General features: G+C 46.1%; 22 protein-coding genes and 1 tRNA gene. 9 read left to right on the top strand and 14 right to left on the bottom strand.

Annotation, left to right across the window (positions count from 1 at the left end):
• The first annotated feature begins 1 nt into the window (after window position 1).
• Window positions 2-1,153: a succinyl-diaminopimelate desuccinylase gene (dapE, locus tag ICN20_RS06885; protein WP_216239049.1), complete on the top strand. Its 1,152-nt coding sequence runs from the start codon at window positions 2-4 to the stop codon at window positions 1,151-1,153.
• Window positions 1,154-1,190: 37 nt separating this feature from the next.
• Window positions 1,191-2,087 carry a 50S ribosomal protein L3 N(5)-glutamine methyltransferase gene (gene prmB / locus ICN20_RS06880; RefSeq protein ID WP_216239047.1) on the top strand — a complete coding sequence of 299 codons (897 nt, stop codon included), beginning with the start codon at window positions 1,191-1,193 and terminating at the stop codon, window positions 2,085-2,087.
• A gap of 11 nt (window positions 2,088-2,098) precedes the next feature.
• Here the strand turns inward: prmB and radA are convergent, their stop codons facing one another.
• From radA to ICN20_RS06865, 3 genes are read right to left on the bottom strand one after another with little or no spacing between them, the layout of a single operon-like run.
• Window positions 2,099-3,463 (bottom strand): DNA repair protein RadA, encoded by a 1,365-nt coding sequence (gene radA, locus ICN20_RS06875; protein WP_216239038.1) that lies wholly within the window; start codon window positions 3,461-3,463, stop codon window positions 2,099-2,101.
• Window positions 3,464-3,501: 38 nt separating this feature from the next.
• On the bottom strand, window positions 3,502-3,960 hold the full coding sequence (locus tag ICN20_RS06870) for a hypothetical protein (RefSeq protein WP_255534678.1): 459 nt from the start codon (window positions 3,958-3,960) through the stop codon (window positions 3,502-3,504).
• 47 nt (window positions 3,961-4,007) lie between these two features.
• Window positions 4,008-5,951: a potassium transporter Kup gene (locus tag ICN20_RS06865; RefSeq protein WP_216239035.1), complete on the bottom strand. Its 1,944-nt coding sequence runs from the start codon at window positions 5,949-5,951 to the stop codon at window positions 4,008-4,010.
• 155 nt (window positions 5,952-6,106) lie between these two features.
• Between ICN20_RS06865 and ICN20_RS06860 the strand changes: the two genes are divergently transcribed.
• Window positions 6,107-6,183, top strand: a tRNA-Met gene (locus tag ICN20_RS06860).
• Window positions 6,184-6,284: 101 nt separating this feature from the next.
• Here the strand turns inward: ICN20_RS06860 and ICN20_RS06855 are convergent.
• From ICN20_RS06855 to ICN20_RS06835, 5 genes are all read right to left on the bottom strand, one after another.
• Window positions 6,285-6,656 carry a glycine zipper family protein gene (locus ICN20_RS06855; RefSeq protein ID WP_216239033.1) on the bottom strand — a complete coding sequence of 124 codons (372 nt, stop codon included), beginning with the start codon at window positions 6,654-6,656 and terminating at the stop codon, window positions 6,285-6,287.
• 21 nt (window positions 6,657-6,677) lie between these two features.
• The gene (locus tag ICN20_RS06850; RefSeq protein WP_370624532.1) at window positions 6,678-9,047 is read right to left on the bottom strand and encodes a DNA internalization-related competence protein ComEC/Rec2; all 2,370 of its coding nucleotides are present in this window, start codon (window positions 9,045-9,047) and stop codon (window positions 6,678-6,680) included.
• 115 nt (window positions 9,048-9,162) lie between these two features.
• Window positions 9,163-9,999, bottom strand: coding sequence for a TatD family hydrolase (locus ICN20_RS06845; RefSeq protein WP_216240351.1), 837 nt, complete (start codon window positions 9,997-9,999; stop codon window positions 9,163-9,165).
• An 11-nt stretch (window positions 10,000-10,010) separates the two neighbouring features.
• Window positions 10,011-10,706, bottom strand: coding sequence for an ABC transporter ATP-binding protein (locus ICN20_RS06840; protein WP_216239031.1), 696 nt, complete (start codon window positions 10,704-10,706; stop codon window positions 10,011-10,013).
• Window positions 10,699-11,961, bottom strand: a complete 1,263-nt coding sequence (locus ICN20_RS06835; protein ID WP_216239029.1) for a lipoprotein-releasing ABC transporter permease subunit — start codon at window positions 11,959-11,961, stop codon at window positions 10,699-10,701. The genes ICN20_RS06840 and ICN20_RS06835 overlap by 8 nt, the downstream gene beginning before the upstream one ends.
• A 67-nt stretch (window positions 11,962-12,028) precedes the next feature.
• Between ICN20_RS06835 and ICN20_RS06830 the strand changes: the two genes are divergently transcribed.
• The 4 genes from ICN20_RS06830 (at window position 12,029) to lysS (ending at window position 17,441) form a co-directional block, all read left to right on the top strand.
• A complete protein-coding gene (locus ICN20_RS06830) occupies window positions 12,029-12,988 on the top strand; it encodes a hypothetical protein (protein WP_255534677.1) in 960 nt (319 codons plus the stop codon).
• Window positions 12,985-14,745, top strand: coding sequence for a single-stranded-DNA-specific exonuclease RecJ (gene recJ, locus ICN20_RS06825; protein ID WP_216239025.1), 1,761 nt, complete (start codon window positions 12,985-12,987; stop codon window positions 14,743-14,745). The genes ICN20_RS06830 and recJ overlap by 4 nt, the downstream gene beginning before the upstream one ends.
• A gap of 34 nt (window positions 14,746-14,779) precedes the next feature.
• Window positions 14,780-15,884, top strand: a protein-coding gene (gene prfB / locus ICN20_RS06820; protein WP_216239023.1) for a peptide chain release factor 2 whose coding sequence is annotated in 2 segments (ribosomal slippage) — window positions 14,780-14,851 and window positions 14,853-15,884 — 1,104 coding nt in all. Because the reading frame shifts where the segments join, the coding sequence is not laid out codon by codon here.
• 12 nt (window positions 15,885-15,896) lie between these two features.
• A complete protein-coding gene (gene lysS, locus ICN20_RS06815; RefSeq protein WP_216239021.1) occupies window positions 15,897-17,441 on the top strand; it encodes a lysine--tRNA ligase in 1,545 nt (514 codons plus the stop codon).
• A gap of 50 nt (window positions 17,442-17,491) precedes the next feature.
• On the opposite strand, the gene ICN20_RS06810 is transcribed toward lysS, so the two are convergent.
• The 3 genes from ICN20_RS06810 to ICN20_RS06800 form a co-directional block, all read right to left on the bottom strand.
• Window positions 17,492-17,746: a hypothetical protein gene (locus tag ICN20_RS06810; protein ID WP_216239019.1), complete on the bottom strand. Its 255-nt coding sequence runs from the start codon at window positions 17,744-17,746 to the stop codon at window positions 17,492-17,494.
• 21 nt (window positions 17,747-17,767) lie between these two features.
• The gene (gene cysK, locus ICN20_RS06805) at window positions 17,768-18,739 is read right to left on the bottom strand and encodes a cysteine synthase A (protein ID WP_216239017.1); all 972 of its coding nucleotides are present in this window, start codon (window positions 18,737-18,739) and stop codon (window positions 17,768-17,770) included.
• A 115-nt stretch (window positions 18,740-18,854) separates the two neighbouring features.
• Window positions 18,855-19,406 carry a disulfide bond formation protein B gene (locus ICN20_RS06800; protein WP_370624531.1) on the bottom strand — a complete coding sequence of 184 codons (552 nt, stop codon included), beginning with the start codon at window positions 19,404-19,406 and terminating at the stop codon, window positions 18,855-18,857.
• A 101-nt stretch (window positions 19,407-19,507) separates the two neighbouring features.
• Here ICN20_RS06800 and ICN20_RS06795 point away from each other — a divergent pair, with 101 nt between their 5' ends.
• On the top strand, window positions 19,508-20,284 hold the full coding sequence (locus tag ICN20_RS06795) for a ferredoxin--NADP reductase (RefSeq protein ID WP_216239016.1): 777 nt from the start codon (window positions 19,508-19,510) through the stop codon (window positions 20,282-20,284).
• A gap of 113 nt (window positions 20,285-20,397) precedes the next feature.
• On the top strand, window positions 20,398-20,562 hold the full coding sequence (locus ICN20_RS06790; protein WP_216239014.1) for a hypothetical protein: 165 nt from the start codon (window positions 20,398-20,400) through the stop codon (window positions 20,560-20,562).
• Between the two features lie 14 nt (window positions 20,563-20,576).
• Here the strand turns inward: ICN20_RS06790 and ICN20_RS06785 are convergent, their stop codons facing one another.
• The 3 genes from ICN20_RS06785 to ICN20_RS06775 form a co-directional block, all read right to left on the bottom strand.
• Entirely contained in the window at window positions 20,577-21,113 is a 537-nt protein-coding gene (locus tag ICN20_RS06785; RefSeq protein ID WP_216239012.1) for a c-type cytochrome, read from the bottom strand.
• On the bottom strand, window positions 21,103-22,362 hold the full coding sequence (gene soxC / locus ICN20_RS06780; RefSeq protein WP_216239009.1) for a sulfite dehydrogenase: 1,260 nt from the start codon (window positions 22,360-22,362) through the stop codon (window positions 21,103-21,105). The genes ICN20_RS06785 and soxC overlap by 11 nt, the downstream gene beginning before the upstream one ends.
• A gap of 91 nt (window positions 22,363-22,453) precedes the next feature.
• Window positions 22,454-23,446 carry a YeiH family protein gene (locus ICN20_RS06775; RefSeq protein ID WP_216239008.1) on the bottom strand — a complete coding sequence of 331 codons (993 nt, stop codon included), beginning with the start codon at window positions 23,444-23,446 and terminating at the stop codon, window positions 22,454-22,456.
• Between the last annotated feature and the right edge of the window lie 3 nt (window positions 23,447-23,449).

Genomic DNA, 23,449 nt, shown 5'->3' with positions numbered 1-23,449 from the left:
CATGAGCGCCACACTTGAGCTTACCGAAGCTCTCATCTCCTGCCATTCCGTAACACCAGCTGATGGTGGCTGCCAAGATTTAATTGCCAAACGATTACAGGCGATTGGTTTTCATACAGAGAGCGTGGTGAGTGGCCCTGAAAATTTTCAGGTCACTAACTTGTGGGCAATTAAAAAAGGTAAGGTCGGCGATCAAGGCAAAGTTTTAGTATTTGCAGGTCACACCGACGTAGTGCCTACGGGCCCATTGGAGAAGTGGACAAACAATCCCTTTACCCCAACTATTCGTGACGGCATGCTTTATGGGCGTGGCGCAGCGGATATGAAAACCTCCCTCGCCGGTTTTGTTGTTGCCACAGAAGAATTTGTCACTGCACATCCAGATCATGAAGGCTCTATTGCATTCTTGATTACCAGCGATGAAGAAGGTCCAGCAAACGATGGCACCGTCATCATGTGTGAGCGTTTACAAAAACAGGGCCAGCGTTTGGACTACTGCGTGATTGGCGAACCGACTTCAGTTGATAAGCTCGGTGACATGATCAAGAATGGTCGTCGCGGATCTCTGTCAGGCAAATTGAAGGTGAAAGGTATTCAGGCACATATCGCCTACCCTCACCTTGGCAAGAATCCCATTCACCTTTCTGCTCCAGCAATTTCTGCATTAGTAGAAACTGAGTGGGATAAAGGCAATGAGTACTTCCAACCTACCAGCTTTCAGATCTCCAATGTGCATGCTGGCACTGGCGCAAATAATGTCATACCTGGTGAGCTAGTGATCGACTTTAATTTCCGATTCTCTACTGAGAGTAAGCCAGAGCAATTACGTGAACGCTTAGAGAAGATTTTGAAAGACGCAGGGTTGGACTTTGAGATTGATTGGGTATTAGGCGGCAGCCCATTTATTACTGGTGATGGCGACTTGGCAGGAGCATTACGCAAAGCCATCAAAGCAGAAACCAATATTGATACAGAACTCTCTACTACTGGTGGCACCAGTGATGGTCGTTTTATCGCCAAGATTTGCAAAGAGGTAGTCGAGTTTGGCCCCCTCAATGCAACTAGCCACAAAATCGACGAGTGCGTTATTGTTAATGATGTAGTACCTCTCAAAAATATCTACCGCAAGACTCTCGAGCAATTAATTGCTTAATTGCATGCTCACTTTTTTCTAAAGACCCTTTTCCATCATGGACCCTGAGCCTCAGCAACACTTGACCGTGAACCAGTGCATCGATGAGATTGCACAAAAACTCAAAGCAGCAAATTTGCATTACGGCCATGGGGCAATTGACGCCCGAAGCGAAGCATTGTGGATCGTCAGCAAACAACTCGACTTTAGCCCAGCAGAAGCACTTGATCATTTAGATGATTCAATCACCGAAGAGCAAAAGCAAAAAGCATCTACCGTTGCAGATACCAGAATCTCTACCCGCAAACCACTTGCCTACATCCTGGGTGAAGCATGGCTTATGGGTGTACCTTTTTTCTGCAGCGAGCAAAGCATTGTTCCGCGCTCCTGGATTGCAGAGCTCATCGTAGATGGTTCTCTCGAACCTTGGCTACCTGCTGATGGTAAAGCGCTTGATCTTTGCACGGGTAACGGCTCGCTGGCAGTGCTCTTGGCTCTGTCATGCCCGGATATTCATGTGAGCGCATGCGATATCAGCATGCCCGCGCTCTCTGTAGCTGCACGTAACGTCGATCGTCACAGCCTGGACTCTCAAATCGAGTTATTAAATGGAGATCTCTGGGACGCTTTGCCAGAACCTAATGAAGATAACCTCTTCGATCTGATTATTTGCAATCCACCTTATGTCAATGCCACTTCCATGAATGCGCTTCCTGCGGAATATCATGCAGAGCCTGAGCTAGCCTTGGCAGGCGGTCATGATGGCATGGATTTAATCAGACGCATTCTCGTTTCAGCACCAGATTACTTATCTGAACGCGGCGCTATCTTGCTGGAGATTGGAAATGAGTATGAGAACTTCAAAAAAGCATTCCCTCAAATTCCAGCAATCTGGATGGAGGTTTCTGCAGGCGAAGAACAAGTTCTATTGATTCAAGCAGAAGACTTGCGCTGAGCAAATAAGAGTTAACTTAACTCTGCAGCAGCGGCAATCGCCTGATCAATTCGCTCGACCGGAATCACCTTTAACCCAGGAATCTTAGTCTTCGGCATATTGGCCTTAGGAATGATCGCTACTGTGAAGCCAAGCTTTGCAGCCTCTTTCAGTCGTTCCTGACCCCTCGGGCAAGGACGGATCTCACCAGCCAAGCCAACCTCACCAAATACGATCAACTCCTTTGGTAAGGCTCGATTACGAATTGACGACTGAATCGCAAGAAGAACGGCCAAGTCAGCAGCAGGCTCAGAAATCTTAACGCCGCCCACGGCATTTAAGAAAACATCTTGATCAAAACAAGCCACTCCGGCATGACGATGCAGCACTGCCAAGAGCATTGCTAGACGGGCTTGCTCTAAGCCAACGGCTAAACGGCGCGGATTAGGGACATGTGCCGTATCGACCAAGGCTTGAATCTCAACGAGCAGCGGCCTACTGCCTTCTTGCGTAACCAGAACACAAGCACCAGGAACCATTTGCTCATGTTGCGACAAGAAGATTGCTGATGGATTGGTTACGCCGCGCAGACCTTTTTCGGTCATTGCGAATACGCCTAACTCATTAACTGCGCCAAAACGATTCTTGATAGAGCGAACTAAACGGAAGGAAGAATGAGTATCACCCTCGAAATACAAAACGGTGTCAACAATATGTTCTAAAACTCTCGGTCCAGCTAGATGACCGTCTTTAGTAACGTGACCCACCATCAATACGCAGATGCCACTAGATTTAGCGGCGCGGGTTAATTGGGCTGCGCACTCTCGTACTTGAGCTACAGAACCAGGGGCAGAACTCAATACTTCTGAATATAAAGTCTGAATAGAGTCCACCACCAATACTTGTGGCTTAACGGTGTCCATAATAGAAATGAGTTTTTCCAACTGAATCTCTGCCAACACTTCAAGTTGGGGTGCGTCTAATGCAATGCGTTTTGCACGTAAGGCAATCTGCGCAGCGGATTCTTCACCACTGCTATAAAGCACATTCATGCCAGCCGAACTCATCTCTGCCAATGCCTGCAGCAACAAAGTAGATTTACCAATGCCAGGATCACCACCTAGAAGCACAACACCGCCAGGCACTAAGCCGCCACCCAGCACGCGATCAAACTCTTCAACGCCCGTACTAAATCTTGGCAGATCTTCAGCACTGATTGCGGACAGCTTTTGTCTTGGCAATGATTGTGCCAAGCCTTGAAAACGAGCGTTTGAGGTTGTCTCGGGCAAGCCCTCTTCCAAAGTATTCCAGGCCTGACAAGATGGACATTGGCCCTGCCACTTAGCAGAAGTACCGCCACAAGACTGGCAGACATAAACGGTTTTGACTTTAGCCAAGGATTACCTAAATAAATAAAAAGTAAATTGGAGAAAAATTAATCGAGCTGAGTGCCCGCTTTATTTTCTTGAGCCCTCTTAGGAGCATCTTTACGACGTTGCTCTAGATCAGCCGCTCTTGCTGCAGCATCTTTTTGCTTCTGATCAAATTCACGCTGATTAGCAGCTCGCTCAGCTGCTTTTTCTGGGGAAGCACGCTCAGCTGCTCGCTTAATATCTTCTTGATTCTTGAGGCTCTCACGAAGCTTGCGTTGCACCTCATGCAAAGCCACTTCTTGCTCACGAATGGGATCGATTTCCTTGCGATACTCAGCGCGAGCGCTTCTCAAGCAAGAGTTAACCCAATACTTTTGATAGCACTCAGAGGAAGCCTTACCCCAGCGGTACTTGGACCACTCACGCTGAAGCTCCAACTCTTGCTCGATCTTATCTAATTGCTCAAGCTCCGCCTCTTCTGCAGGCGTAGCAAGCACAACACCACTCAATGCAGTGGCCATCAAAAATATTGAAATGAATATTTTTGATTGGAGCAGAAGACTCTTTCTCAAATCTCTACCTTTGCACCCAACTCAACTAAACGGTTCGCGGGAATCTTGAAGAAGTCAGACTGACGTCCAGCATTTTGATACATCCAGCAGAACAATTTTTCGCGCCAAATAGCCATACCAGGGATTTCGGTAGAAACAATGGTATCGCGCGACAAGAAGAAGGAGGTATTCATTGCATCAAATTTCAAATCAGATGATTTTTCAATCAACTCAATAATTTGCCTCATATCCGGAGTCTCATTGAAACCATAAACTGCGCGCACCACGAATATTCCATTGCCAAGATCGCGCAAGGTAATGCGCTCACTATCTTTTACGTAAGGAACATCCCAGATGCTCACTTTTAAGAAAAAGACTCTCTCATGTAATACGTGGTTGTGCTTTAAGTTATGCAGGAATGAGACGGGTAAATAATCTACATGTGCCGTCAAAAAGATAGCCGTACCTTCTACCCGGTGTGGAGGATGCATCATCAGTGAGTCAATGAAGCTCTTGAGCTCAATGCCATTGTTCATTGCATTCTGACGCAAAATCTTACGACCCTGATACCAGGTCATCAGAAACATAAAGCAAACTGCTCCAAGCAATAAAGGGAACCAGCCGCCTTCCATGATTTTCAACAGATTAGCAGTCAAAAAAGCGAGATCCACAATCAAGAACGCACCAATGATCAAAGTGACTAAAAGAGTATTCCAGCGCCATACAACACGCATCACAATAGCTGCCAAGAATGTAGTCACAATCATTGTGGTGGTAACTGCAATACCGTAAGCAGCTGCCAAGTTTGCGGATTGCTTAAACGCCAAGACTACGGCAATTACCAGAACTAATAGCACCCAGTTAACAAATGGCATATAGATCTGACCAATTTCTTTATCAGATGTATGGCGCACCTTCATGCGTGGTACGAAGCCTAGCAAAATTGCTTGGCTAGTCATTGAAAAAGCGCCAGAGATAACTGCCTGTGAAGCGATCACTGTTGCCATGGTGGCCAAAATGACCAATGGGAATACCAATACGTCTGGCACCATCAAGAAAAAGGGATTGGAGATTGTTTCTGGATTATTCAAGAACATCGCACCCTGCCCAAAGTAGTTCAATAGCAGACAAGGCATGACAATAAAAAACCAGCCCATACGGATAGGCTTAAGACCAAAGTGACCCATATCCGCGTACAAAGCTTCAGCGCCAGTTAACACCAGAAATACTGCTCCCAAAACAATAAAGCCTTGTAACGAGTGCTCAATCAGAAAGCGAATAGCAAATAGCGGGTTAATAGCAGCAAAAATAGCTGGATTCTGAATCACCTGGTTTAAACCCATCAATCCGATGGCCACAAACCAGAGAATCATGATTGGGCCAAAGAGCTTGCCAACTACATCAGTACCGGTTTTTTGGATAACAAAAAGCACCACCAAAATAACGATGGTGATTGGCATCACATATCTAGTGAAGTCGCTAGATATCACTTCGAGGCCCTCTACAGCAGAGAGGACGGAAATCGCAGGCGTGATGATGGCATCGCCATAGAACATGCATGCGCCAAATACACCGGCCATGATGATCAATAATGAACGCTTGGAATTTGCAGGTGCCGTTCTTAGTGCCAAGGCCATGAGAGCCAAAATACCACCTTCGCCATGGTTGTTGGCACGCATTACGAATAAGACGTATTTCAGCGAAACCACAATCGCAAAAGCCCAAAATACCATTGAGATCACACCATAAACAGCATCAGTCGAAAACGGAATGCCGTGCTCTGGACTAAAACATTCTTTAAGTGCGTACAGAGGGCTTGTACCAATATCGCCAAACACCACGCCTATAGCGGCAAACATGAGCGATATAGAGGCGCCCTTCTTATGGGGATGATCCTCTCGAGAAATTTCCACTGGCCTTAGTAAGGACGATTCTGAAAACTCTGGATTGCTAACTGACATTAATAAACCTTAGAGTGATGTTGCGTGGCAATATGTTACTCCTTGCTAGCACTCATTAAAACTAGAATTTCTCGCATAAAACCGCTTATTTATGCGTTATTTGGAGGAATCTCTCGACAGAGACCCCCAAAAAATGGTAGAATTTCAGCTTCAGACGCGGGGTGGAGCAGTCTGGCAGCTCGTCGGGCTCATAACCCGAAGGTCGTAGGTTCAAATCCTGCCCCCGCAACCAAGAATTACGTACTAAGCCCTTAATTTTTAAGGGCTTTTTGCTTTTTTGGGACATCAAAAAAGCCCGATTTCTCGGGCTCTTGGGTTGTGTAAGGGTCCGTTTTAGTTCAAAACCTTATAGCCGCGCCCACTCAAACACCTCTTGACCACCGCTTCTTGGGCTTGATTGCCAGAAAATGCACCACCAGCTCCGCCAATGACAGCGCCTGCTCCAGCTGCCTGTGCAATTCCTGAACCGTTACCGCCAGTAACCAATCCCAACAGGCCGCCGACTACTACACCAGCACCGGCACCTTTAGCAGCTGTAGAGCCCATTCCCGATTGTTGTTGCGCATAGTTTTGGCAATCCTTTAGATCACTCTCATAGGTGGCCTCATTAACACCCTTCATATCGACCAAGGGGCGCACATTCGCTCCAGCGCATCCGACTGCCACAGTGACAACGAGAGAACATAAAGCAACTAGCTTATTCATATGTAACTCCTTTATTGAATTTCACATTATTCGATGCCATAGTCGTTTTATATCATGCCGCCAAAATTGTGTCGAAGACTTTGCGTTATTTTTAAATATCCAAGTCTGCGATCCCGTTAGAGGCGTTTGATAAAAAGGAATATCCAAATTTTTGTATCGCGCAGTCACATCAGGGTGTGGATGCCCATACCGATTCCGATAACCATTTTGCGCAAAAGCGTGATGAGGCTCCAATCTTTTTAAGAGGGCCAAAGATGAAGATGTCTTGCTACCATGATGAGGGGCCATGAATATCAGCTCCCTATCACCAATTTCTTGCAGCATTTCCAGATCTAGCCGCTCAGTAATTTCAGCCTCACCTTGCTTTTCAACATCGCCCGTTAACCATAATGAACTTTGCCGACCCCTTACCTCAAGCACGCAACTCATTTCATTGGGCTTACCAGGGTATTGTTCGGCAAATACTGTTTCAGAATTAGGGTGCCAAATCATAAAATCCACTCCATCCCACATCCAGCGTTGGCCAAAGCGACAGGGGATAGCAGGAATCTTTCTTGCTCGTAAATTTTGTAGCAATGGATTGGAGCTGGGTAATGAGCCCATCATAAAATCGAATCGGATATGCTTGAGAAGTGTTGCAGCCCCTCCTACATGATCACTATCACTATGACTAATGATCATGCGATCAACCTGATTAATTCCCCTGCCGCGGAGATATGGAAGAATGACTCTCTGTCCTGCATCATCTTTCTTACCTTGAATGGGCCCAGTGTCGTACAGCAATCTTCTATTGGCAGTCTCGATAAGAACTGCGGTGCCTTGGCCAATATCAAGAATGCTTGCTCTAAATTCTCCCGGGGAGAGATCGGCGCTTTCAATTAATGTAGTTGGCCAAATTAATAAGGGTGTGGATAGGGTGATGGTGAGCAACCTTGGCCTCCACGAGTCGCCAATATCGCCCGGACGAATGGCATACACAATTCCAGCCCCAGAAAGAATCAGCATCCACCACTCTGGCTGCTTTGACCAGATAACAGCCCAACTCCAGCCAGCCATCCATTCGAGCGCTATTCCCAAGTACTCCATAGATGCATGGGCTGGCCATAAAAGCCATTTGCCTATAAATTCTGGCAATAGGGCTGCAGTAATTGCCAGTGGTGTCACAACATAACTCACTAATGGAATAGCAAATGCATTGGCCAATGGTGAAACAACAGAGACTTGATAAAACCAGTACAAAGTAAATGGTAGCAATGCTAGCGTGACAACAGCTTGCACACGACAAGCCTCACGTACAGCTTGCATCGTACGATGGAGCCAGTGCACTTCCAATTCTTTGCCAGTAGGAATACCCAATAAGCCGGTAGACTCACCCATCCCATACAAAATGGCTGCCACGGCGCCAAAAGACAACCAAAATCCTGGCGTATAGGGAGCCATGGGATCGATCAGCAAAACGAAAGCGAGAGCCCACCACCAAATATCAAAGGATCGAGGATTTCTTCCGGCCCATAAAGCAAATGCCACTACCCCAACCATATACATCGTTCTTTGAGCTGGAATCTGAAAGCCTGCTAACCAAGCATAGATGAATGCAGTCAAAAATCCAGATACTGCTGCAACCTTGCCAACGGGAGTAATCAGTGGGAAGGCACGTCTACGCCAAACAAACGCAGCGAAAGATGCGCCCACACCCGCCAGCATAGTGACATGGAGTCCAGATATGGATATAAGATGCCCAATACCTGTTGCATTAAATACTTGCCAGTCATTTTGATCGATGGCATTTTGATCCCCCATTACCAATGCAACTAAAACTCCCGCATAGCGTGCATCACCTGGAAGCATCGACTGAATCTTTTTACGCAAGTGCCAGCGTGCAAGCTCCATACGCAACTCAAACTCTGTCCAGGCAATATCTTTATCCAGCAACAACTCTCCAGACCTGATGGAGCCGCTAGCACCAAAGTCCTGATGAAAGGACCAGCGCTCAAAATCAAAAGTGTAGGGATTTAGTGAGCCATAAGGGCGCTTTAGCTTTGCTTTAAATTTCCAGCGTTGTCCGGGAATAACTTCGGGGATCGCTTGGGGATTTCTCCAAGCGGGCTGCCAACTTAAGTAGATTCGTTTTGGAAAGTCTTTAATAGCCTCTTTCCCCGAGAAGAATTGATCCGCTTCAAAAGCAAACTTAGCACCCGATAAACTGCTTTGAGGCAACGCGACCACTCTACCCTCAATGGCAAGTTCCCTACCCTCCAACTCGATAGCAAGAATATTCTCTAAACGGTTTTCTGCATAGCGAGCGTTCCATGCAAACCCTATGGTGAATAGCAAACCAATTACCGCAAATCTTTTGAAGTGAGATTCTTGAACAATTAAAAGAGAAGTCAATAAACAAGGGGTGCCGACTGCGATGCATACAAACAACCAATACTCTGGCACTTGCGGCAAAAAGAGAAGGAGAGATCCCCCGGCGATAAACGCCGTAATAGCCAAGCGCAAAGACTTAAGAGGCTAAGTTAAGGCTTGGAATATCTGCACATAATGCAGACCAGCGAGGCAATGCCTGCATAGCGTTACGCCAGACAGCAGAAGCAAATTCAACCTCGCTGATACCTCTAACTAAGGCAAGCTCTTTTGCAATTCTCTCCACAAAATCGGGTTCGTTAAAGGCAATACCCTCTTCCCTGAGCCAGGCCGGTGGAATGTCAGGGGAATCGGTTTCGGTAACGATGCTATCAAGCGGCAACTCTTTTAAGAGTCTGCGAATTTGCAGAGCTCGCTCATAAGTAGCTGCGCCACCAAAGCCCAACTTAAATCCAAGCTCAATGAATTGCTCTGCCTGCTGAAAGCTGCCATTAAAGGCATGTGCAATACCACCTGAAATATTGCGACGACGCAAAGCCTTCAGAATGGCATCCTGTGAACGCCGGACATGCAGGATCACAGGCAATTGATATTTCTGTGCCACATCCAATTGCGCATTGAAAAAGAATTCTTGCTTATGAGGATCTAAATCTTCTACGAAATAATCTAAGCCAATTTCACCAATACCGACAAAACGAGGGTCAGAAAGCGATTCAATAATCCGTTTCTCAAGAGTTTCAATATCGCCCTCTTGAGCTTGGTTGGTATAGAGAGGATGTATTCCGAGCGTATAGACCAACCCAGGAATTTGCTGACTATATTGATGAGTCAGCTCTTTAACAGCAGAAAAATCAGCCGTCCTAACAGAAGGCAGCAGAATTGCCTTAACGTTTTTTTCAGCGGCCGCATGAATGACTGCATCCAGTGAGCCTGAAAACTCGAGAGCATCTAGATGGCAATGGGTATCAATCCACATGGGATGTGCACTCACGCCGAAAACGTCTTTAGTACTCCACGCTCTAAATGCAAAATACGGTCGCAACGTTTAGCGCGCACCGGATCATGCGTCACGATCACAAAGGCTGTACCTTGTTCGCGAGCAATATCTAACATCAAATCAAATACACCATCGGCAGTTTCAGTATCTAGATTGCCTGTTGGCTCATCTGCTAGAACACAAGCAGGATTACCTACCAAAGCACGTGCTACAGCTACACGCTGACGCTCTCCACCTGATAACTCTCCAGGAGTATGAAGTTCACGCGCAGCCAAGCCCACTGCTTTTAGCATCTTGCTAGCGCGATCCATCGACTCATCATTCCCTAGGCCACGAATACGTAAAGGTAATGCCACATTCTCTGCAGCACTAAATTCATCCAAGAGATGATGGAACTGATAAATAAAGCCAAGGCTATGATTGCGAAGCTGATCTAATTTTTTGACTGATAAACTGTTCAAATTGGAGCCGGCTAAAATGACAGAGCCAGTACTGGGGCTATCCAAACCACCCAATAGGTGCAGCAAAGTACTTTTGCCAGATCCCGAAGAGCCAACAATAGCCACCTTCTCTGATGGAGATACATCTAAATCGATGTCCTTCAGTACCTCAACTGCAGTAGGTCCTTGACCATAAGTCTTGGCCAAACCTCTGGCCTTGAGAACTAGCTGATCTAAATTACTCATAACGCAGAGCCTCAGCAGGCTGAACTTTTGCCGCACGACGACTAGGGTAAAGCGTAGCTAATACAGAGAGCCCAAAAGCCATTAAGCCAACTGTCAGCACATCACTTGCCCTCACATCTGATGGTAACTCGCTAATAAAATACACCTCGCGCGGCAAGAACTGAACGCGGAAGATAGCCTCAATTACTGGCACGATGACATCAATATTCAGGGCAATCAATAAACCTAAGGCAACGCCCACCAAGGAACCGAGAAGTCCAATTGCCAATCCTTGAATTAAAAATATTCTCTGTATTAATCCGGGACTTGCGCCCATGGTTCTTAGTATTGCAATGTCAGCCTGTTTTTCATTGACCGTCATTACTAGGGTGGAGACTAGATTGAATGCAGCTACAGCAATAATCAAGGTCAGAATGATGAACATCATTTTTCTTTCAGTCTGAACCGCTGCAAACCAATTGCGGTTTGATCTTGACCAGTCAGTTACCCAAAGTGCCTGCGGAACAATGCCTGCTAACTCATTGGCGATCTCAGGGGCCCGTTGCATATCATCCACTTTGACGCGGAGACCAGATGGATCACGCAAGCGCAATAAGGCTGCAGCGTCTTTCCAGTGCATGATGGCTAAGGAGCTATCGTATTCATAATGACCACTGTCAACGATGCCGACCACCTGCAGAGTTCGCATGCGTGGCATTGCGCCTGCTGGAGTTAAATCACTTTCAGGAACAATTAAATTAATGCGATCCCCGACATGTGCACCAACCATCGCTGCAAGTTGTGCGCCTAGAGCAACACCAAAACTACCTGGCTTGAGATCATCAATATTGCCCGCAACAAATTGTTTTGGTAAATCCGAAACCTTACCTTCTTCGTTAGGCAAGATACCCCGAATAGCTACGCCACGCATCATGCCTTCACGACTCAACAATCCTTGTGAGCTCACCATCGGCGCTACCCCAATAACGTGAGGTTGAGCTGCAACCTTCAGAGCCAGAGGCTCCCAATTTGCTAAACCATCAGGCGCAGTGATTTCTACATGGGACAACACCGACAACATGCGGTCGCGCACTTCTTTCTGGAAACCATTCATTACTGATAAAACCACAATCAGCGAGGCAACCCCTAAAGCGATGCCAGCAGTGGAAATCCCAGAGATAAAGGATAGGAAGCCATCGCGCCTCCCTACCGTCTTGCGACGCTTGGATCGGGTGTAGCGCAGGCCAATTTCTAGCTCTATAGGAAGTCTCAACATAGTCACAGTTTAGTGAATCGCGCGGACAAACTGATGGAATATCTAAATGCCACCTAAAATCAGGGAAATGACTGCAAATTCCACCCCCACCAAAGCCGCGCTGAGACGCTTTACCCTGATGCTTTCTGGGGAAGATATCTTAGATGAGCTCGATAGTAGGGTTGGCCCAAGTCAAGGACTTCCGCATGAGCGGTTTTTGCTAGGGGAATTAGTTCCCCTAGCCCCCGTTTTACTGCTTGGGCAATCCAATCAATCCGTTAATCCCGAAGAAGATATTGCCTGCCTACAGCCAGTTCATCTCCATGCTACGCGAGATCACCTTATTTTGATGGGGCAAAACCAGATCGATCTCACAGCGGAAGAATCTGATCTACTTCTCAAAGCAGCGCTACCTTTTATTGAAGAAGATTTTCAAGGCTCTGTACTTTTTCATGATCGACATTATTGGTTTGTTCCTGCTGGTCCATTTTCTAGCTTAGCAACTTACAGCGTAGACCAAGCACATGGACGCAATATTGACTGGTGGATGCCTAGAGATACCGACAAAGAAGGCATTGCCAAACTTTGGCGCAAACTCCAAAATGAAATTCAGATGCTCTGGCATATTGGCCCAGTCAATGAAGAGCGAGCACAACGTGGCATGCCTAGCATCAACTCAATCTGGGTTAGTGGGATTGGCAAGCTCAATGATGTACAAACCCCCACAGTATTAAAACAATCGCAGCGCCTAATAGGTCTGCACCCCATACTGGCTGGCCTAGGGAAGCTATTAAGCATTCCGCATGAAATTACTTTAGATGATAGACATTTAACTGGCGCTTTTGCTTGGCTTGAACAACCTCAGTTAGCATGGCCACAACTCAGTGCGGCACTGCGAGATAAGCAGTTAGATGAGGTTGCTATTATCGATTTTCCAAAAGGGAAAGTTCGGGAGCGTATTTTCTCCGCAAGAGACCTTAATAAAAAATCATGGGCCTTTTGGAAAAAATCAGAGCCACTGACTTGGAAAGAAATTACTCAAGGATGAGTTTATTTGCTCGACGCCCCTTCTCAGAACGTACTGCTACTTGGTTGGCACAGAGTGGCTTACATCCATTGCTAGCTCGACTCTATGCTGCAAGAGGTCTGCAATCCCCCGAAGAACTCTCGCTGGACTTAAAACAATTGCTTTCACCAGTTGAGTTGAAAAATTGTATTAGCACTGCCTCTTTACTTGCAGACATCCTAGAGAAAAATGAGCCGATGCTCATCGTTGCAGACTATGACTGCGATGGCGCCACCGCTTGTGCCGTTGGCCTTCGGGGCCTTCGCATGCTGGGCGGACCTGAGACCCCGATTCAGTTTTTGGTTCCAAACCGTTTCACGATGGGGTACGGACTGACACCCGAGGTAGTTGAGTTAGCTGCACAGCAAAACCCTAAACCAAAATACCTTATCACCGTGGACAACGGCATTGCAAGCGAAGCTGGTGTTGATCGCGCCCGTGAACTAGGCATGGAAGTTATTGTGACTGACCACCATCTCCCCGGTGACCATTTACCCAAAGCACTAGCCATCGTGAATCCTAACCAACCCGGTTGCAGTTTTCCGAGCAAAGCACTTGCCGGTGTTGGCGTGATGTTTTATATGCTAGTTGCATTACGTGCAGAACTGCGTAAGCGCGGAAAATTTACTAATGAGACTCAGCCTAAAGTAGAGAATCTCCTCGACCTAGTAGCTTTAGGAACCGTTGCGGACGTAGCGCAACTCGATCGCAATAATCGAGTGTTAGTTTCTAATGGTCTAAAGCGCATTCGAGCTGGGATATCACAGCCAGGCATTCAAGCACTGTTTCAAGCTGCAAAACGTGACCCACGCAAAGCAAATACCTTTGATCTAGGCTTTGCTATCGGGCCAAGGCTCAATGCGGCTGGGCGTCTAGCGGATATGACTTTAGGTATCCGTTTGCTTCTAACTGATAACACCGATGAAGCCATGAATTTGGCAAATGAGCTTGATCGTATCAATCGCGAACGCCGTGTAATCGAAACGGGGATGCAAGAAACCGCACTCTCCCATCTAGCAGAAGACCAACTTGATGGCACCATGGCCGAACGCACCAGTATTTGCTTATGGAATCCCGAGTGGCATCAAGGTGTTGTGGGTATCGTGGCCTCTCGCCTGAAAGAACGATTCAATCGACCAGCGATTGTGTTTGCACCAGCCGATGGAAGTACGGGCGAAGAATTGCGTGGTTCAGGTCGCTCGCTAACAGGCTTTCATTTAAGAGATGCACTAGATCTGGTTTCCAAACGTGAGCCAGGACTCATTCTGAAATTTGGTGGTCATGCAATGGCAGCAGGCTTAACCATACGGAAAAGTGATTTTGAGAAGTTTGACACCTGCTTTCAGAAAGTTGCATCTGATTTACTAACTGACGAGTTACTAGAGCGCCGCCATGCCCATGATGGCGCTTTGGAACTCTCTGAATTTACCCCTGAAATCGGCGATCTACTCGCTGAAGAAATTTGGGGCCAAGGCTTCCCTCAGCCCGTTTTCTACGGGGAATTTGAAATTACCCAGCAAAGCCTCATGAAAGAAAAGCATTTACGACTGATGGTTAGACCCATTGGAAGCTCTCAACTCAAGGCAACTGACAAACCACTCACCGCTGTTTGGTTCAACCGCACGCAAAGCCTGCCGGCTAAAGCCAAATTAGCCTACCGCCTAGTTACGGACCGCTACCAAGGCCAAGCCCGAGTGCAGCTGATGATTGAAGCCCATGATGAGGCAGCCAACCCCTGAGGGTGTAGCGCAATAACCCCCTTATAATTAGGGGATGGAAGCTGAACAACTCAATACTATTTCGAATACCTTGTCCGATCTGCTCACCCGTGAGCAAGCTCTTCGGGGGTATCTTTGACTTCGACGTAAAGTCACGTCGCCTTACCGAAGTTAATTCAATTCTGGAAGATCCCACCATTTGGGATGATCAAAAGAAAGCGCAAGCGCTGGGCAAAGAAAAGAAATTGCTCGATGGCGTAGTTGCCACCCTTACCGATCTCAATACCAATATTACTAGCGCGCTTGAGCTATTTGACATGGCTAAAGAAGAAAGCGATTTTGAAACGATCGCTGCTATTGAGCTAGATGTTGAGGGCTACAGCAAGATTGTTGGTGACCTTGAATTCCGCCGCATGTTCCACAACGAGATGGATTCTTGCAATTGCTTTATCGATATTCAAGCCGGGGCTGGTGGTACGGAAGCCTGCGACTGGGCTAGCATGCTCTATCGTCAATACCTCAAGTATTGCGAGCGCAAAGGTTATAAAACCGAAATCCTGGAAGAGTCTGATGGCGATGTTGCAGGCATTAAGAGTGCAACCATCAAAGTCGATGGTGAATATGCTTATGGCCACCTGCGTTCCGAAACCGGTGTGCATCGTCTAGTACGCAAATCACCTTTTGACTCCTCAAATGGTCGACATACTTCATTTGCTTCTATCTATGTTTACCCAGAGATTGATGATTCGATTGAGATCGATGTTAATCCTGCCGATATTCGTACGGATACCTACCGCGCCTCTGGTGCCGGTGGTCAGCATATCAATAAAACAGACTCAGCCGTGCGTCTGACCCATATTCCAACTGGGATTGTGGTGCAGTGTCAGAACGACCGAAGCCAACACCGTAACCGCGCTGAAGCGATGAGCATGCTGAAGTCTCGCCTTTACGAACATGAGATGCAAAAGCGTCGTGCTGAACAAGACAAATTAGAGGCTAGCAAAACTGATGTGGGTTGGGGTCATCAGATCCGCTCCTACGTTTTGGATCAAAGCCGCATTAAAGACTTACGTACTAACGTCGAAATCTCTAACACCCAAAAAGTATTGGATGGAGATTTGGATGCCTTTATTGAAGCCAGCCTGAAGCAAGGCGTTTAATTAATCACGAATATGAACGATAAAACGAATTTACCCCCAGTCACTGAAGCGGTTGATGAAAATCACATCATTGCAGAGCGCCGTGAAAAACTTGCCAAGCTTCGCGCTGGTGGCGTTGCATTTCCGAACGATTTTGTTCCAACGCATTTAGCAGTAGATTTGCATGCTCACTACGACAGCTTAACCAAAGAAGAGCTGGCTGAAAAGAAGGTACACGTCAAAGTTGCTGGCCGCATGGTACTGAAGCGTGTGATGGGTAAAGCGAGCTTCGCCACTATTCAAGATCGCAGTGGTCAGATTCAGTTCTATATCAATGATGAGCTTAGCGGGGCTGATGTCCATGCCGCCTTCAAGCATTGGGATATGGGCGACTTCATCTCCGCCGAGGGTAATCTTTTTAAAACCAATAAAGGCGAGCTGTCTGTTGAGTGCAGTAACTTACGCCTGCTCAGCAAATCATTGCGCCCATTGCCAGACAAGTTCCATGGCTTATCAGACCTAGAGACTAAATACCGCCAACGGTATGTAGACCTCATTGTTAATCCAGAAAGTCGCAATACATTCAAAGCGCGCAGCAATGCAATTGCTTCTTTACGTCGCCATATGTTGGACGCCGACTTCATGGAAGTAGAAACACCCATGCTCCACCCAATTCCTGGTGGCGCAGCAGCCAAGCCTTTTATTACTCATCACAACGCACTCGATATGCAAATGTTTTTGCGTATTGCTCCTGAGCTCTATCTCAAGCGTTTAGTGGTTGGTGGTTTTGAACGTGTCTTTGAAATTAACCGTAACTTCCGCAACGAAGGTGTTAGCCCACGTCACAATCCAGAATTCACCATGATGGAGTTTTATGCGGCCTATACAGACTACCGCTGGTTGATGGATTTTACGGAAGGCTTGATTCGTGCAGCGGCAATGGATGCACAAGGCACGGCTGTATTAACTCACCAAGGTCGTGAGCTTGATCTGAGCAAACCATTCCAACGCTTGACCATTACTGAGGCTATCCTCAAGTACTGCGGTCAATCAGGCAAGAGCTATGAAGCAGCCCAACTTGATGACATCAACTTCATTCGCGCCGAATTGAAAAAGGGTGGTGAGAACCCAGATGCCCCAACCCTTAAGAATGCCGGCATTGGCGCACTCCAATTAGCCCTCTTCGAATTGGTTGCTGAAGAGCATCTCTGGGAGCCTACTTACATCATTGATTACCCAATTGAAGTGAGCCCGCTCGCCAGAGAATCTGATACGCGCCCAGGTATTACAGAACGCTTTGAGCTCTTTATTACTGGCCGTGAGATTGCTAACGGATTCTCCGAGTTAAACGATGCCGAAGATCAAGCTAATCGCTTCCGTAAGCAAGTTGAACAAAAAGAAGCTGGTGACGAAGAAGCGATGTACTTTGATCATGACTTTATCCGCGCCCTTGAGTACGGCATGCCTCCAACTGGTGGCTGCGGTATTGGTATCGATCGTTTAGTGATGCTTTTGACTGACGCGCCAAATATACGTGATGTGATTCTGTTCCCGCACTTACGTCGCGAAGAAGAATAAGGCAACAAAAGGCACCCTAGGGTGCCTTTTGTTTAACATGAAATAGATACTCAGTAAGACGATAACTCATCAAACTGATGTGAGTCTTGCTTGAAGGCCTGTTGGGCAATCAATAAAATTCCAGCGAAGAAGCTAAAACATACCAGCAGTGCAAACGCATGATATTGATTTAATCCACCCTGGTTAAGGACCTCAAGATAGGTCTCACTCGCCAATGCAAGGTGTGTGGATAATGCAAGCAAAGCAATCCCAATAATGACCTGAGCAATAGAAAATAATGAGTTTGTTTTTGGTTTGCGAATCATAGCCATATTTTTCACCGGCCCTTAGGCTGGTAGACCTTTCTCATCAAAAACACCTTCAAATAAGGCAGAACTTAAATACCGTTCTGCAGCATCAGGCAGAACGACCACGATGGTCTTTCCAGCATATTCAGGTCTTTTGGCAAGGCGGACTGCTACTGCAGCAGCAGCACCACAAGAGATGCCGACCAAAATGCCCTCTTCTTTAGCTATGCGGCGAGCAAATTCAATAGCCTCTTCATTACTCACCTGCTCAACCTTATCCACCACGGATAAATCGAGGTTATCCGGAATAAAGCCAGCGCCAATTCCCTGAATCTTATGGGGAGCTGGCTTGATCTCTTCGCCATTGAGCTTTTGAGTAATCACCGGACTTGTTGTTGGCTCAACAGCAACCACTTCAATATTCTTTTTCTTAACATTCTTAATATAACGGCCAACACCAGAAATCGTTCCGCCCGTTCCAACACCAGCAACAAACACATCAATATTGCCGTCAGTGTCTTCCCAAATTTCTGGGCCAGTGGTCTTTTCATGAATGGCTGGGTTCGAAGGATTGCTAAATTGCTGAAGCAATACATACTTCGAATCAGACTTGGCAATTTCCTCTGCTTTAGCAACAGCGCCATTCATGCCCTTAGGACCTTCCGTCAAAACGATCTTGGCGCCTAAAGCAGTGAGCAACTTCCGACGCTCAATACTCATAGTCTCTGGCATGGTGAGCGTCAGAGGAATACCCCGTGCTGCAGCCACAAAAGCTAAAGCAATTCCGGTGTTACCCGATGTAGGCTCAACGATTTCTTTGCCAGGAACCAAAAGCCCCTTTTCTTGCGCATCATTAATCATGGCAACACCGATACGACATTTGACTGAATAAGCCGGATTACGCCCCTCAATCTTAGCAAGCACGGTGGCTTTGGCGCCATCTGTTACGCGATTTAAGCGCACCAATGGTGTTTTACCAATGGTTTGTGAGTTGTCTTGAAAATACGTCATAAAAGCCTTTAATCTCGAATAACTTAGATCTTATGGTCGCGGCTTATATTTGTAAAAGATGCACTTCTCATATCCTAAGTACTTTTAGATATATAGCGTACCTAGCATCCTAAAACTAGGTTTTTTCCTTAAATAGACTGACTAATAAGAACAAAAAAAGTACTGAAAACCAAAATAAGGACCATTCAGGCACCTGAAGACCAAGAATAGCTGGAAGCCTGGAACTACAAAGCCCATCCGCCTTAAATAACCAAGGAATACCCTGGGAAAGTTGAAATTGATTAATCCAAATTTCCAAAGGATCGATCCCACAAGATGCTTCTGGATGAGACAAAAGCCATACCTGTCGCCCAGCCACTGAAGCGCCATATGCAGCCGATAAAAGAGCCAGCAAGTGGAAGGGTTTGCGCAATGGGACAATCCCCGCTGCCAAAAAGCAAAAAGTCGCGACGCCCAAATAACCTACCCTTTGCAAGATACATAAAGGACAGGGTAAAAAGCTGACCCCTTTATAGCCAGTATGCTGCAGTATGACTGCAAAAATCACCAACCCAAGGCTGAATAAAGAGATATTAAGATAACGCACTGAGCCCATAGAGAGATCATAGCTTGTTGGCAGGCAAGTCGCGAAGATAAACCTTATTACTAAAAATTTGATGCATATCACGAGTTAATCCTATATCTGCGCTAATAGAGCGCAATTTATACCCCAAGGGATGGGATAATTAGCCATTCTTTAAAACCAAGTTTTTTTATTTACAAGCATTCATGGCCGCATACAACACCGAAACCGTTCTCACTGTTCATCACTGGAACGACACCCTCTTCAGCTTTACTACCACCCGTAATAAAGGCCTACGCTTTCGAAGCGGCCACTTCTTAATGATTGGACTTGAGGTAGAAGGCAAACCACTGGTACGCGCTTACAGCGTTGCAAGCCCTAACTATGAAGAGCATTTGGAATTTTTGAGTATTAAGGTTCAAGATGGTCCATTGACATCGCGACTACAAAAAATTCAAGTCGGAGATCCAATCCTGGTAAGCGAAAAGTCTGTTGGTACTTTAGTATTGGATGACCTAAATCCAGGAAAACATCTATATTTATTTAGTACCGGCACTGGCTTGGCACCATTCATGAGTATCATTCGCGATCCAGAGACTTACGAGAAGTTTGAAAAGGTTGTTTTAATTCATGGTGTGCGCTTAGTTAGTGAACTCGCATACGGTGACTACATTAAAAATGAGCTCGCACAGGATGAGTACCTTGGTGAACTGATTCGTGAAAAACTGATCTACTATCCAACCGTAACTCGCGAAGCATTCAAACACACCGGTCGCCTGACAACTGCCATTGAATCTGGTCAGCTCTTTAAAGATATTGGCCTGCCTCCGCTGGATCCTACGGTAGATCGTGCCATGATTTGCGGCAGCCCATCTATGCTCAAAGAAACCTCCGAGATGTTAGATGCCAAAGGCTTCAAGGTTTCCCCAAGTCTTGGTCAAATGGGTGACTACGTCTACGAGCGCGCGTTCGTAGAGAAATAATCAAACAAGCCTCTTTATATCTAAAAGTAATTTAGATATCGCTATATATTTCTTGTGGATATATAGCGATCTTGGTAAATTGATCTCAACAAGATATTTACCAAGGAGCTGTGATGTCCCCCATACGCGAACACTACAACCCAATTATTACTAGCCTCCTAAGAGAGCATGATCGCCTATCTCATGACCAAATTGAAGAGCGCAAAAGTTTTCAAAGGCGCATTCTCTTTCTAATGACCACAATTAAGATGGAAGAGTTTTCCGACTCTTTCGCCTAATACAACGTTAACATTCAACGTTCAATAGAAATGAACCCATCCTTATTGGGCATGTTTACCAAGGGCAAAGTCTTAGCATCCATCACCGCATCTTTTGCGATGATCTTATTGAGATATAGAATATAAGCAGTAGCTGCATATACTTGGTCGTCAGTCAAAGATTGTGGCGCTTGATGTGGCATTGCTCTTTTGACATAGTCAAAAATAGTAGTTGAATAAGGCCAAAAACTTCCTACAGTCTTTATGGGCTTATCTGTATTTAATGCGCCACCCCCCACAAGGCGATTAGCCGGTCCACCCTGTCCTTGATCTCCATGACAAGATGCGCACTGCTGCTGATACAACTTTTCTCCAATACTTGCAGTGCCTGAGCCAGGAGGCAAACCTGATCCACTTGAACCAACATCGATATTCCAGGCGAGAATTTGATTTTCAGAAATTGGTTTTCCAAGACCTACTGGACCAGTGACGCGATTACTGTTAGCGCAACCAAGCACTATGACAATAGAGCTCAAGAAGAGGCCCAGCTTAATGAAGTTATTAGCGACCATTGGTAATCTCCCCATTGGCCGCAACGCGCCATGGTTGTATGGCGTTATTGTGATAGAAAGTATTCGCACTCTTGGCTTTGATAACAGCATCCATCGAAGGCTGCATCTCACCACTTGAATCTATTGCTCTACTCATCAATGTTGCCGGCGCACCATCCCACACCCATGGAAAACGGAACCGCACCAGAGATTTGTCCATCACCGGCTCCTGTAATGCTGCCTCTCCCCAAGATTTTCCACCATCAGTTGAAACCTCAACACGTCGAATTTTGCCATTACCAGACCATGCAAAACCAGAGATTTCATAAAAACCTTTGGATTTGAGTTTCATCATTCCGGAAGGTTGCGTAATAACTGACTTAACCTCCATTGCAAAAGTAAATTGCAGTGCCTTACCATCTGCTCGCAAATCGGTATAAGCAGAGGTCTCTTCACGGGTTTGCCAAGGTTCAGTGCCCAACTTAATTCTGCGTAGCCACTTAATACTCATATTGCCTTCGTATCCAGGCAAAAATAATCTCACAGGATAACCCTGCTCAGCGCGCAACATCTCACCATTTTGAGCGTAGACCAATAAGGCGTCGTCCATCACCTTGTTCATTGGAATACTACGAGTCATCGCTGCACCATCAGCACCTTCTGCCAAAGCCCACTTAGCCCCGGATTGCACGCCACACTCTTGCAAAATTGTAGATAAACGTACGCCAGTCCACTCACAGCAAGATACCAATCCATGAATTTGCTGAACAGTTTGGTTGCTACCCTTTTTGAGCTCAGCTGCGCTGTTACCGGAACATTCAAGGAAGTAGACTCTGGACTCTGATGGAAAGCGAACAATGTCGTCCATAGAAAAGATCATTGGGCGATCCACCATTCCATGAATTACCAAATTATGGAGATCAGGATTAATATCCGGAACTCCTGCATGGTGGCGCTCAAAGACCAAGCCATTAGGAGTAATAATCCCATGCAAACTCTGCAAAGGTGTTCTTGAACCCGTTAGGAAGGTTGGCGCTGGCGAAGGAAGCAGTCGCACCACATTCTTTTCATATTTAGATGGCAAACCATAAGGGGGATTTACAAAAGTAGATCCTTGAGTTTTAGTCCAAGGGTCAACCTCTAAAAAACCACTCTCTTGATTTTGAGCGAAAGTAGAAGAGGCGCTGATTACACCACCTACGCTAGCACCCGCCACAACCGAGGATTTTAAAAACTGACGGCGATTAGAAAGTACATCATTCTTAGACATAAATGCTTTGCCTCCGTTATACACGCTGATGAGCTTATATTTTTTTAAAGCATACAACTAATGCACAAAAAAGATGCTATTTCATTTCAGTCTAGGATGCGTACAAAATAAATACGAGCCCAAAAATAGCAATAAATAGAGTTTCAACCACTAACATTAGCACCGGTTGCCAACCTAGTTTAGCCAGCTCCTGGAAATTCGTTTTTAATCCCGCTGCCGCAATAGCGATCACCAACATCCAGCGAGACAATCCGCCAATTTGGTGAGTAATAGACGTTGGCAAAATTTGCATAGAGGCCACAATAGAAAGTGCCACAAAGCCCAGTAAAAAGGTTGGAATCAATCGCAGGCTAGCCCATCCCAATTTATTGGTATTTTTTTGCGCGCCAAAGAAAATGGAGATTACCAATACAACGGGGAGTAAAAGGGCTACCCTAAATAACTTGACTACAGTAGCAACATCACCCGCCTCTGGGCCAAAAAGCATGCCAGCAGCAACCACTTGAGCCACATCATGAATAGTGGCACCGATAAAAATCCCTGCTGAAAGAGAGTCAATACTCAGCATCTGTAATGCAAAAGGATATGTCACCATTGCAATCGTCGAAAGCACAGTAACACCAACGACAACCAGCAAGGTAAATTGCTCATTTTCTTTTGACTTTGGTAACACTGAGGCAACAGCGAGAGCAGCAGAGGCGCCGCATATACCAACCGATCCACCAGCAATCAATCCAAAGTCTGGGGATAACTTTAAAAGTTTTGCTAACACAAAGCCCAGCAAAACCGTTGAAGCAACGGCCACAATTACCATAAACCCAGTGTTCAGACCAATTGCACCAATATCTGCAAAGGTGATTCGAATACCCAAAAACGCAACCCCGAGGCGAAGAACTGTCTTTGCGCAAAAGTCTATGCCTGGTTTTACAGCCTCATTAAGATAAAGAAAATGGAGTGATAGGCCCAATAACAATGCATATAAAAGTTGTGGTCCACCATAATTTTCAGAAAGAAAGCTGGTTGACATGGCAATTACCAAGCAAACTAATAGCCCAGGTAAATTTCGCTTACTAATGTTGTACATAAA

Source organism: Polynucleobacter sp. JS-Polo-80-F4, assembly GCF_018881965.1.
Lineage (GTDB): Bacteria > Pseudomonadota > Gammaproteobacteria > Burkholderiales > Burkholderiaceae > Polynucleobacter.
This window is presented reverse-complemented; position numbering and strand designations above follow the sequence as displayed.

Excerpts from the sequence above, each read along its gene's own strand:
- dapE (WP_216239049.1), top strand. The coding sequence starts at position 2 with ATGAGCGCCACACTTGAGCTTACCGAAGCTCTCATCTCCTGCCATTCC.
- prmB (WP_216239047.1), top strand. The coding sequence starts at position 1,191 with ATGGACCCTGAGCCTCAGCAACACTTGACCGTGAACCAGTGCATCGAT.
- ICN20_RS06870 (WP_255534678.1), bottom strand. The coding sequence starts at position 3,960 with ATGGCCACTGCATTGAGTGGTGTTGTGCTTGCTACGCCTGCAGAAGAG.
- ICN20_RS06865 (WP_216239035.1), bottom strand. The coding sequence starts at position 5,951 with ATGTCAGTTAGCAATCCAGAGTTTTCAGAATCGTCCTTACTAAGGCCA.
- ICN20_RS06855 (WP_216239033.1), bottom strand. The coding sequence starts at position 6,656 with ATGAATAAGCTAGTTGCTTTATGTTCTCTCGTTGTCACTGTGGCAGTC.
- ICN20_RS06845 (WP_216240351.1), bottom strand. The coding sequence starts at position 9,999 with ATGTGGATTGATACCCATTGCCATCTAGATGCTCTCGAGTTTTCAGGC.
- ICN20_RS06840 (WP_216239031.1), bottom strand. The coding sequence starts at position 10,706 with ATGAGTAATTTAGATCAGCTAGTTCTCAAGGCCAGAGGTTTGGCCAAG.
- ICN20_RS06835 (WP_216239029.1), bottom strand. The coding sequence starts at position 11,961 with ATGTTGAGACTTCCTATAGAGCTAGAAATTGGCCTGCGCTACACCCGA.
- ICN20_RS06830 (WP_255534677.1), top strand. The coding sequence starts at position 12,029 with ATGACTGCAAATTCCACCCCCACCAAAGCCGCGCTGAGACGCTTTACC.
- recJ (WP_216239025.1), top strand. The coding sequence starts at position 12,985 with ATGAGTTTATTTGCTCGACGCCCCTTCTCAGAACGTACTGCTACTTGG.
- lysS (WP_216239021.1), top strand. The coding sequence starts at position 15,897 with ATGAACGATAAAACGAATTTACCCCCAGTCACTGAAGCGGTTGATGAA.
- ICN20_RS06810 (WP_216239019.1), bottom strand. The coding sequence starts at position 17,746 with ATGATTCGCAAACCAAAAACAAACTCATTATTTTCTATTGCTCAGGTC.
- cysK (WP_216239017.1), bottom strand. The coding sequence starts at position 18,739 with ATGACGTATTTTCAAGACAACTCACAAACCATTGGTAAAACACCATTG.
- ICN20_RS06795 (WP_216239016.1), top strand. The coding sequence starts at position 19,508 with ATGGCCGCATACAACACCGAAACCGTTCTCACTGTTCATCACTGGAAC.
- ICN20_RS06790 (WP_216239014.1), top strand. The coding sequence starts at position 20,398 with ATGTCCCCCATACGCGAACACTACAACCCAATTATTACTAGCCTCCTA.
- ICN20_RS06785 (WP_216239012.1), bottom strand. The coding sequence starts at position 21,113 with ATGGTCGCTAATAACTTCATTAAGCTGGGCCTCTTCTTGAGCTCTATT.
- soxC (WP_216239009.1), bottom strand. The coding sequence starts at position 22,362 with ATGTCTAAGAATGATGTACTTTCTAATCGCCGTCAGTTTTTAAAATCC.
- ICN20_RS06775 (WP_216239008.1), bottom strand. The coding sequence starts at position 23,446 with ATGTACAACATTAGTAAGCGAAATTTACCTGGGCTATTAGTTTGCTTG.